Origin of the sequence: uncultured Chryseobacterium sp., from assembly GCF_913776365.1 — a bacterium.
Taxonomy (GTDB): Bacteria; Bacteroidota; Bacteroidia; order Flavobacteriales; family Weeksellaceae; genus Chryseobacterium.
This window is the reverse complement of record NZ_CAJYMO010000120.1, coordinates 1-10,782: the sequence shown is the minus strand read 5'-3', so window position 1 is coordinate 10,782 and position 10,782 is coordinate 1. Positions and strand designations below refer to the sequence as shown.

8 protein-coding genes are annotated in these 10,782 nt (G+C 43.0%); all 8 read right to left on the bottom strand.

The window, feature by feature from the left end:
- Positions 1–90: 90 nt before the first annotated feature.
- A complete protein-coding gene (locus QZ735_RS05880) occupies positions 91–1,263 on the bottom strand; it encodes a proline dehydrogenase family protein (RefSeq protein WP_294245509.1) in 1,173 nt (390 codons plus the stop codon).
- 65 nt (positions 1,264–1,328) lie between these two features.
- Positions 1,329–2,255, bottom strand: a complete 927-nt coding sequence (locus tag QZ735_RS05875; protein WP_294245507.1) for a UbiA family prenyltransferase — start codon at positions 2,253–2,255, stop codon at positions 1,329–1,331.
- A 10-nt stretch (positions 2,256–2,265) separates the two neighbouring features.
- Positions 2,266–3,192: a mevalonate kinase gene (locus QZ735_RS05870; RefSeq protein WP_294245505.1), complete on the bottom strand. Its 927-nt coding sequence runs from the start codon at positions 3,190–3,192 to the stop codon at positions 2,266–2,268.
- A 556-nt stretch (positions 3,193–3,748) separates the two neighbouring features.
- On the bottom strand, positions 3,749–5,920 hold the full coding sequence (locus tag QZ735_RS05865) for a T9SS type A sorting domain-containing protein (RefSeq protein ID WP_294245503.1): 2,172 nt from the start codon (positions 5,918–5,920) through the stop codon (positions 3,749–3,751).
- Between the two features lie 219 nt (positions 5,921–6,139).
- Entirely contained in the window at positions 6,140–7,669 is a 1,530-nt protein-coding gene (locus tag QZ735_RS05860) for an MFS transporter (RefSeq protein ID WP_294245501.1), read from the bottom strand.
- 680 nt (positions 7,670–8,349) lie between these two features.
- Positions 8,350–9,531: an acetyl-CoA C-acyltransferase gene (locus QZ735_RS05855; protein WP_294245499.1), complete on the bottom strand. Its 1,182-nt coding sequence runs from the start codon at positions 9,529–9,531 to the stop codon at positions 8,350–8,352.
- A gap of 59 nt (positions 9,532–9,590) precedes the next feature.
- Positions 9,591–9,980 carry a hypothetical protein gene (locus tag QZ735_RS05850; RefSeq protein ID WP_294245497.1) on the bottom strand — a complete coding sequence of 130 codons (390 nt, stop codon included), beginning with the start codon at positions 9,978–9,980 and terminating at the stop codon, positions 9,591–9,593.
- Positions 9,981–10,052: 72 nt separating this feature from the next.
- Positions 10,053–10,782: hypothetical protein (locus QZ735_RS05845; protein ID WP_294245494.1), on the bottom strand; the 730-nt coding region annotated here is incomplete at its 5' end.

Genomic DNA, 10,782 nt, shown 5'->3' with positions numbered 1-10,782 from the left:
GTTTCATGTCATTTCATATTATATTTATTATAGAGAACAAAAAAGCCTCGCAGATTGTATGCGAGGCTTTTCATGGCGGTGTGAGGCCATTTATCTTTTATTTCTTCTGCGCTGCAGTTCTTTTTCTATAAGGCCCAGCTCACGTCCGGTTTGTCCTGCCACCGAAGTATTTTCCTGCGCCCTTCTGGTAAGGTAAGGAACCACATCTTTTACGGGTCCGTACGGAAGGTATTTTGCAGCATTGTATCCTTTATCAGAAAGATAAAATGTAATATTGTCGCTCATCCCGTATAGCTGCCCGAAATAGACATGCGGGTTGCCGTTTTCAAGATTTTTGGCTTTCATTTTATCCATCACCAGTTCAGAGGAAATTTCATTATGGGTACCGAAAAATGCTGAGACTCTGTCCAGGTGGTCCATAACAAAATCGATTCCTGCATTGTAGTTTCTGTCTGATGCGTCCTTGGTCGGCTGAATCGGATCCGGATAGCCTTTTTCTGCAGCCCTTGCTCTTTCTTTTTCCATGTAAGCACCACGGACAATTTTATAACCGATATAATATCCTTTTTCCCTGGCACGCTGAAGGTTTTCCTCCATATATTCCAGTCTGCCGGTTCTGTACATCTGAATGGTATTCCAGACAATAGGCTTTTCGCGGTTGTACTTTTCCATCATTTCTTCACAGAGATGATCGGCAGCATCCTGCATCCATGTTTCTTCAGCATCAACCATCACTTTTTTATCATGATCGAAACACAGTTTACAGACCTCATCAAATCGATTTACCACCCTCGTCCATTCTTCTTTCTGGCTTGAAGTAAGCTCTGCATTTTTCCCAACCGCCTCATAAAGATCAATCCTTCCGAAAGCAGTCGGCTTAAAAACGATAAATGGAATGGCAGGATTCCCTACAGAAAATTTTATAATATCTTTGATCTCTTTACAGACGGCATCAAAAGTGGCTTCATCCTCTTTTCCTTCAATAGAGTAATCAAAAATGCTTCCTACTCCTCTCTTAAAAAGCTGCTTTACCACCTTCATGCTTTCGTCACGTGTCTCCCCACCGCAGAACTGTTCGAATAACGTTTTCTTCACAATCCCTGTTACGAAAGGAAAATTATGATGAACTGAAAAATTAAGAACGGACGTTCCGACTTTGGTAAGGGCAGGCTGTTCTATCATTTTGAACATCCAGTACGCTTTCTTTAACTGTGCATCCGTTTTATCTGCAAATGCAACTTTTGTATCGTTAAAAATGGGCATTATGATCTATACATTTTAGGTCCTGCCAAGGTAAGCATAACGGAATGTTTTTTAAAGAATTTTTTTTATAATTTCCCTTCCAGTCCGCTCAGCAGCATAGCGATGATCCCTGCGAACACCCAGAATCTCAAAATATTCAGGGTCAGGGATTTATTTTGTTTCGAAGAATTAAGCAACAGATAAATGCAAAGAATAAAAACAAACAGGCCCGATAAGAAATAATAAGCCATGAAACCTGAAATACCGGTTCCGGCGACAATATTCATAGAGACTGCCATTGTAAGCATAAGAAGTACCACAAGAATGCTTTTTACTACCCTGCTCTCAAAGTAATTCGGAATGGTGGTATAACCGAAAGCCTTGTCTACACTTTTGGTGAGGGTGTCTTTTACCACATCAATGCACAAGAGGATGAAAAACAGGAAGGCGGCCATCAGGAAGACCTTCCAAGAAAAGGTTTCATAATAGACCATCATCCCGAAAAAAGGATACAGGGTAAGACTAACGAATGTAAGATTATTCACCATCAGCATCCTGCTGAGCTTATGGCTGTAGAACCACATGAAAAACTGATAGACTACGAAGAACAGAAATACCCTGTAAGAAATCATCAGTGCGATACTCAGGGAAATAACGCTCAGTGCCAGATAGACATACAGAAAATATTTCTGCTGGATAAAACTCTGAACCCGCATTCTGAAAGGCTTTACCAGATGGTCCTTTTCAAAATCATAGAACTGGTTAATGATTCCACCGGCGAGGATCGTCAACACCGTACAGAAAATAATGCCGTGCACTTTAAAATCAAACACAAACTTCCTGAAGCTCTCATCCTGGTTGAAGAGAAAAAAGGTAGAAACATACAGGGCGAATGTAAGGAGAATGGCAACAAAAAAGCGGGCCCCCAAAAGAAAACCCACAAATTGTGAAAATCTGTAATAAAAAGATTTTTTAAATATATTTTTCTGATGCACAGTTTCTTTTTCAGACATTCATCCGTTTTTAGAATCTGTATATGATTTCTTTTTGAAAACCGTCCAGCATCTTTTCTGCTTTTTCATAATCTTTGGTAAAGCCCAAGATATAGCCTCCGCCACCGCTTCCGCATAATTTCAGGTAGTAAGCATTGGAATCCAGGCCTTTTTTCCAGACATTAAAAAGGCTTTCGGGAATCATCGGGCGGAAATGCTCGTAAGCCCAATGGGATAGCTTTTTCAGATTTCTGAAGAAAGGGTTCATATCCTTTTTCAGGAAAGTATCGATACATGCATTATTATAACGGATAAACTCTTCTTTCAGGGTCTTCCTGAAACCTTCAGTCTTCATTTTTTCAAAAAAGATCTGAACCATCGGGCCTGTCTCGCCGGTTATCCCGGAATCAATAAGGAAAATAGCCCCTTTACCGGCCTCGCTTTGCGGAATAGCCACTTTGTCTACACTTTCCCTGTTCTCAATAAGGATCGGAAGGTTCATGTAACAGATCAGGGGATCGATGCCCGAACTTTTTCCGTGGAAGTAACTTTCCATAAGCCCGAAAACCGTTCTGAGATTCTTCAATTCTTCTTTGGAAATATGCTCAGGTTCATGTTTTGAAACAGAATACCTTTCAAAAAGTGCAGCGACAAGAGCTCCTGAACTGCCAACACCATAACCCTGCGGAATATTGCTGTCGAAAAACAATCCTGCAGCAATATCTTCTTTTAACTTTACGACATCCAGTTTGAAATTCTCAGGAAGTTCAAGGTTCTTGAGATAATCTGCATACCGGATCAGATGTTCATTGGATTTTTTTTCGAACGCTGAGTCCAATGTTGAGAACTTGAGGGTACCTTTATAAAAACTATAAGGTAATGTCAAACCTTGGGAATCTTCAATGATGCCATATTCTCCGAACAAAAGAATTTTTGCGTAAAATAAAGGGTTTGTCATTTTATTTGAGGTAAATAAATTTTTGCAAATTTATGATTATTTTACTGAATATAAACAAAAAACGGGCCGAATTCTGTTTTAATTCACAAATGCTGATCCCATAAATTTAAACTGCTAATGTATGGCATATTGGAAGGTTGATCAGGCTTCCCTGTCCTATTTTTCCGGCTCTCAGGATGTACAGACCAGAAATAGCGAATACGATATCTGCATTAATTCGGATACCAGCACTTACCGCATAGCAGGGCCGGAGAGTTAAACCGCAAAAGTAAGCTGATGACAAACGTTGACTATGCGGCGTGGGGAGTATGAATAGTGAGCCGTAAAAAGGCTCCTCTCAAAATGCTTAATGCGCAAAAAGCTCCTGTTAGGCAAACCGGTCTGCGGAAGCTTACCTGTCGGAACTACTTGCCGGTTTTACCTGATCCTGTTTCACTTTCTCTTGCTGCACATCCGGTTTTCTTCCCTAGCTGACGATAACAGGTCACTTTTTCGTTTTTATTTCCAGCTTTCGCATAAAAAAAGCCTGAAAAAATCAGGCTTTATCATTATTATATTATTGTTTTATCAATTTCTTGGTAACTTTCTGCTTATCGGTTTCTACCGTAATCACATAATTTCCGGTCTGTACCGAAGAAATATTGATTTCGGTCCGGTTCCCTTTCGATATGGATTCCGACCGGATCAGTCTTCCCGCTTCGTCATACATCTTAAATGATTTCAGCGCATCCCTGGATGAAACGGTAATGATGTTTTTTGCAGGATTCGGATAGATGCTTACAGAATTATCTTTCGTATTTACATCTTCCACTGCCAGCACGGAACAGGAGAAGGCAGCTTTCCATCCGGCTGCCGTTTCCGCAGGATCCGAAACGAAACGCACCGTGATGGCTCCCGAAGGATGGGTGGAAGTGAAAGGTCCCGGCACCGTTGTCCCTGTCAGGGAATTTCCTCCGGCAAACAGCGGAGAACTTACGGACGGACCGTTGTACACATACATGAAATCATAATCCTGTTCCAGCGCGAATTCGGTAAAGCTCATGGTAAGCGCTCCTGAAGACGGGTAAAATGTTTTTACGATCGTCTGATTATCCCCGTAATTTCCGGCAGTTCCTCCGGTATCGGTAAACAGGGGGCCGCCGCACCAGTTCGCATCGGTCAGGAACATCTGGCTCCGCTGATATCCTGCAGAACATTCTGTCCCTACAGATAACATATAATACGTTGCCGGCTGAAGATTTGAGAAATTGAATGTATTGGTAGTAGAGGTACCGCTTGCAACCGGTGTCCCGTCAAACTTCGTTAATCTGTATTTCCATGAAGCAGACACAGCATCGGTTAAGGTAGCATTGGCTGAATTCTGTGAAATGTTTGAAACGGAAAGGCCGGTAACGGTAGTGGAACAGGCTGTTGTGCAGTTGGTACCCAGGCAGGCCTTGGAATCGACCGTGTTTCTGATCAGGGCTCCGGGCTGAGGGCCGAAGCCGTTGGCAAAATTGATTCCTACGCCTGAAACAAGGTGACAATAGCTCATGATGGTCCCTTTTACGGTAGATGACGGAATAGGACCTGTGGGGCAGCTTCCTTCAGGATAACCGGCCTGGGCTCCGCAACCGTCGATAGCCGTAGCATTCCCATTCCAGGCACAGGCATGCGTGTGCGGCGAGCCTAAGCTGTGGCCCATTTCATGTGTCATTGCCTCGATGGTCCATGAATAAACCGGAACATTATTGTAGGTCTGCGAGGCTCCGGAATAAGCGTGCCGGCTCGTGGTACAAAGCGAGTTCACATACGCCACACTTGTCGTGGACGGCTGGTTTACCAGATGCGCCAGATCTCCGTTGAAGGTTTGCCGGTTGGCCCTGAAGCTTGACAGATTGGCATTAGGAGTTCCGGTATACGGATCCTGGGTTGTCCAGATGTAAATTTCATTCAGTGCAATTTTTACATCATCATTATTATACAGGGTTGCAATATTATTGTGGACGGCTGTCAGCCAGTTGGTAGTCGTTGTGGTGCTGGAACCGTTATTGGTATAGGGTGCATAGCATACCTCATAGTAAATTCTAACGCAGTTTTGAGTCAGTACCTTCCCGGTATTTTTCCCTGCTTCCGGATCAAAAGCAATCTTTTGCTTCTGGTTTTCTGCCAACTCATCAGCTCCGCAGATAAAAGGATTGATTCCGGTGAGTTTTGCATCGGAATAGCTCACAAAATCCTCTGAATTTTTTACTTTGCCTACGATAATATTCCCCTGTTCCGGCGTGGAAGCAACTCCGACAATATCGTCTTCGAAGAAGCTGAATGCTGCAACAGAACCGTTGTCTCCTTTTACGATTCCCTGGTAATAGGCTCCGGGAGTATAATGTACGGTTTCCCCTTTGCTGGTAACAACCTTAAATTCATTGGTGAAAATCTCATTTTTATACAATTCCAATGTTACCAGCTTTCCATCGAAAGGAAAAGAAATTTCAAGGTACTCCGGTTTTTCATGAACAAGTTTTTTCAATTGCTTACGATCAATACCGATAACGGAAATGTCTGTTGCTGCCTTTTTATATTCATTCAATTTTTCCGGGTTACCATTTAGTGTAAACAGGTTATACCGTTCATAATTTCTGTTCCGGGCATGCGATTCCGAGACCTTTTGTGCGATGGGCCTCATCTCCTGGGAAAACGCCAGTACTGCAGACTGGAGAATGCAGAGCGTCAATAATTTTTTTATCATGAAATTTATTTTTAGTATTTGCAAATAAACAAAAAATATCTAAATGGTGTGATAAATATTTATCATTTAACACAAATTAAAGGAACAATAACAACCTGAACACCGCGTGTAGAAAAAATAATGAAAATGGTAAATGATGATATAACTCCACAAAAAAGGCGCTGATTTGCGCCTTTATTTTTACCATCTATTTAAATTTTAAACAAAATATCAGAGCTTTTATTTATTCCTGGCATTGAGCTTAAGAAACCGGATCAGGATCAATCCGATGAAAAAGAACAGCGCCATGGAGAAAGCTGCGAACCTCATTCCTGAAGCAGACGGCAGCGTGATGTCTATCCGTGCAAAAATACTGATCAGCGCATCGTATTTATCGATGAACAGAGCAAAGACAAATGTCCCGACGATAATCGCGATTTTTTCCAGCACGTCATAAAAGCTGAAAAAGGTGGTGTTTTCCATGGAATTTTCCGGAAGCAGCTTGGAGTAAGTGGATCTGGACATCGCCTGAAGACCGCCCATTACCAGGCCTACTACTGCCGCCACCCCGTAAAACTGGTATTCTACCGTAGGGTTTTCCTTGTTCAGGAAAAAGGCCCAGATACAGGCAACAATCCAGAGGAATATGGCAATCGAGATTACGTTTTTGTTTCCGATTCTCTTTGAAAGTTTCGAAAAAATAACCGCTCCGATGATGGCTTCGATCTGGATAATTAGAAGGGTTCCGATAAGTTTGTCCTGCGGAAGATTGATTTCACTTTTGCCGAATAAGGTAGCCATCAGGAAAATGGTCTGCATACCTACACTGTAGAAAAAGAAGCTCGACAGGAAAAATTTCAGGTTCCTGTGCTTGAAAAGTTCTTTTCCCACTTTGAAAAGTTCATGAAAGCTTTCTTTCGCAATATCTCTGTAAAAACTCAGGTTATCTTTCAGGACTTCAAAGAAACCACCCTGCTCTTCATGTCTTTTGAAAATATTCTTGTAATTGAGAAGGACAAGGTCTTTGGGAAGCTTTTCCTTCACATCACCGAACTGCGGAAGATGCTTGAAAGTATATTGTGAAAACCCGAACCACCATGCTCCGGTAAGCAGGAAACTGATCCTTGTAAACAAAAGCTGCTGCGCCGGTCCTTTGGCAAAAACCTGGATCAGCAACAGGCAAATTACAACAAGAACCACCGAACCGATGTATCCATATACATATCCTTTGGCGGATAGCGCATCCTGTTTATCACGGGTGGCGATATCCGGCAGGAATGAATTATAAAACACCAGGCTTCCCCAGAATCCCACACTGGCCGTAATGCTGAACAACAGGCCCAGAAAGACATTGTGCATGCCGGTAAACATGGCCAGCCCCATACAGGAAGTAGCGCCCAGATAACAGAAAAACTGTAAAAAGGATTTCTTGTTTCCGATGGTATCCGCCAGTGACGACAGAAACGGAGACAGCAGCACAACGATAAAGAAAGAGATCGTCAGTGAATATCCGTATACCGCATCCGGCTGGTATTCTTTTCCGAAAATACGGATCATATGCCGTACCGGAACGTCAATCCAGGTTTTTGTTTCTTCCACGTATTCCTTTTTCTCGTAAGCCGTAGTCAGGATGGAATAGTAAATCGGGAAGATCGTTGAGGTAATCACCAGAGAATAGACGGAATTGGCCCAGTCGTAAACGGCCCACGCCTTCATGATCTTCGGATTATTCTTGATGTTTTGAGTTTGCAGGTTCTCAATTTCAGACATTTCTATTAAGTATTAGTAGCACAAAAATAGGAAAACCGCTGAATATTCGGCGGTTTTTATTTTGTTTGAAGGAAATTTGGTAACTGATGTCACGGTAAGACCTGCAGCAGTTCTGTTTGTAATCTACTTAAAGTTCTTGCTGAGGCAAAATTGCAGTGGGTTTCCCCATCTTATGTACAACCGGAACCTGTCAGGATCTTTTATTTTAAACAATGCAGAACCGGTCCCATTTATAATCCTGGGTAATCTTCGATCAGTACGAAACGGAGCATCATATCCGTGGAAAAAGCTTGCTTATCCTGAACCGGTCAAAAGAAGTATATTTATTCCGGACTGCTCTTTCTGCGGATTTCTCCGGAACTTAAGGTATGTATAATCCGGATTTTATACTGCCGGCATGGCGTTGGGCCCAAGCCTCATGCTATTGACCGGGATATCATCATTTACTTTTTCGAAGAGTCAATCTTATCCTGTACCAGACCGAACTCAAATCATAATGTTTGTCATATATCAGGCCATCACGGGGAACTATACCAATTCTTCATACTGATTAAATTTAGCCCGGCAAAAGCAGACCAACACACTATTTTTATATAAATGATCTGAGATCTTCCGTAACAAACAAAAATCCGGATGTTCTGGAGACATCCGGATTTTATGCTTGATCAGCTGAACACTGCTTACTGCATGTTTTCGATAACAATAGCAGAAGCCCCGCCGCCGCCGTTACAGATGGCCGCCGCTCCGTATTTACCGTTGTTCTGTTTCAGTACATTGATCAGCGTAACGATAATTCTGGATCCGGAACTGCCCAGCGGATGTCCCAGTGCTACAGCCCCACCGTGTACGTTTACTCTGGAAGCATCCAGACCCAGGATTTTATTGTTGGCCAGGCCTACTACAGAGAATGCTTCGTTAAACTCGAAGAAATCGATGTCCGCGACTTCCATGCCTGCCTTTCTGAGAGCAATGGGCAATGCTTTGGCCGGAGCCGTTGTAAAATTTTCCGGTTCCTGGGCCGCATCCGCATAAGAAATAATTTTTGCCAGCGGCTTCAGTCCCAGTTCTTTCATCTTTTCCCCGGAAACAAGAATCAGGGCCGAAGCGCCGTCATTCAGCGTGGAAGCATTGGCCGCCGTTACCGTGCCCTCTTCTTTTTTGAAAACAGTGGGAAGCGTAGGGATCTTATCAAATTTCACCGCTTTATATTCTTCATCTTCAGCAAACACGACAGGCTCACCTTTTCTCTGCGGGATCTCCACCGGCACCACCTCATCCGCAAACTTCCCTTCGCTCCATGCTTTGGCTGCCCGGGTATAGGATTCTACGGCAAACCGGTCCTGCTCTTCCCTGGAAATGCTGTAATCTGTTGCGCATTTTTCTGCGCAGACGCCCATGTGGACTTTATTGTAAACGTCGGTAAGGCCATCCAGTACCATCCCGTCCTGCATTTTTACGTCTCCCAGCTTCGCTGCATTTCTGGCATTGTAATAATAAGGAACGGAAGACATATTTTCCATACCTCCTGCTACAATGACGCCGGCGTCACCGGCTTTGATAGCCTGGGCCGCCATGGTTACTGCTTTCATTCCTGAAGCACAGACTTTATTGATGGTGGTGGAAGGCGTTTCGTTGGAAAGCCCGGCCCCCAATGCTGCCTGACGGGCAGGTGCCTGCCCTTCCCCGGCTTGTAAAACATTTCCCATATAGATTTCCTGAACCTCTTTCGGGTCAAGGCCGATTTTGTCCAATGCTCCCTTTACCGCAACAGCTCCCAGCTTTGTAGCCGGAACTGATGATAAACTTCCCATAAAACTTCCCATCGGCGTTCTTACTGCGGAAACGATGAATACCTCTTTCATGTGTATATACTTTATTTTACTATTTATAAAAATTTTTAAATATGTTGATCAGTACAGGATTATCCCTTTCGCTTTCTGCCATTTGCAAAAAGCATGATGAAGGCGCCTGTGAATTCCACAATCCAGCCCCAGCGCAATTTCACAATCCCGGAAAGTTTTTCCCGCCACGTGGCAAAAGGCATAAAGCTGAAATACTGTGCCGTCTGGTATTTTACGGCAAAAAGAGTAAACAGGAATAAGAGGATAAGGAGAACAGCAAAAACCCTCGTTGTTTTCACCTTATCATTAACCACCCCGAAAACGGCTCCCGCAGAAAATAACCAACAGGCAACAGCCAGTGCCGGCTCCAGCTTCCAGTAGTTCCAGTTTCCGATCACCGGAACATGAACCAATGGCAAAAAGCTTCCTGCGATGACCAATAACCCTCCTGATAATTGAATGTTTTTCATATTTCTTTGTTTGCCAAAGTACAAAAAAAAACACATTCCGGAAAATGTGTTTCTCTATGACTGATATTGCTGTTAAAAATCTATATATAGAAGTTCTAAACCTATTTGAATACCGTATTTATTGTTAATTTTTGCATTATCGTTAAATATAGGGGTGAAATCTTTCTTGATAAAGATATTGATTGCCTTGTATCCCAGCGAAAGTTTTCCCCCAAAAATAAAGTTATTGGCGACTTCCGGCATATTTTCTACATTTTTTACGCTGTGATTTTTCTCATTCTTATAGACAAAGTAGTTCTGGCTTGCAACTCTTACCCCCCCGTAAATCCCTGCAGCCAGCCTGAAATTGCCTTTTGAATTATCCAGCAACTTTTCATCATTCTCAACGGTATACTGAGGATCAAGGACAAACACGAAATCAAGGGGGACCATAATGTAATGATTGCGGAAACTGGACTTTCTTAAGTTAGCTGAAGTAAAGTCTGCAAGGTACATAGCATCACTAAGGTCCTGTACGAAGACTTTCGGCTTTTCGGGGGAAATGATATCCTGGCGGTAACCGAACCCTGTGCGGTAAAAAACAGGAGATGTAAGAGGTCCGATCTGGCGTGTAAACCTGAATTCGAACTGTGAGGACGTTGATTTTCCGACTTTCATCTGTGATTCATTATTTCCTATGGCCAGGGATCCTGCCGAACCCGTGAGATTCATAAATCCGAAACTGATATTGAAATCCTGGCGGCTCAGAAGGTCCTTGTACGTTTTTTCAGGGGACTTAAAAGTAAGCAGCGCATTGCTTTGC

What these genes read in the sequence shown, in the direction of transcription:
- QZ735_RS05860 (WP_294245501.1), bottom strand. Translation starts at nt 7,669, where the DNA reads ATGTCTGAAATTGAGAACCTGCAAACTCAAAACATCAAGAATAATCCG.
- QZ735_RS05880 (WP_294245509.1), bottom strand. Translation starts at nt 1,263, where the DNA reads ATGCCCATTTTTAACGATACAAAAGTTGCATTTGCAGATAAAACGGAT.
- QZ735_RS05850 (WP_294245497.1), bottom strand. Translation starts at nt 9,980, where the DNA reads ATGAAAAACATTCAATTATCAGGAGGGTTATTGGTCATCGCAGGAAGC.
- QZ735_RS05870 (WP_294245505.1), bottom strand. Translation starts at nt 3,192, where the DNA reads ATGACAAACCCTTTATTTTACGCAAAAATTCTTTTGTTCGGAGAATAT.
- QZ735_RS05875 (WP_294245507.1), bottom strand. Translation starts at nt 2,255, where the DNA reads ATGTCTGAAAAAGAAACTGTGCATCAGAAAAATATATTTAAAAAATCT.
- QZ735_RS05855 (WP_294245499.1), bottom strand. Translation starts at nt 9,531, where the DNA reads ATGAAAGAGGTATTCATCGTTTCCGCAGTAAGAACGCCGATGGGAAGT.
- QZ735_RS05865 (WP_294245503.1), bottom strand. Translation starts at nt 5,920, where the DNA reads ATGATAAAAAAATTATTGACGCTCTGCATTCTCCAGTCTGCAGTACTG.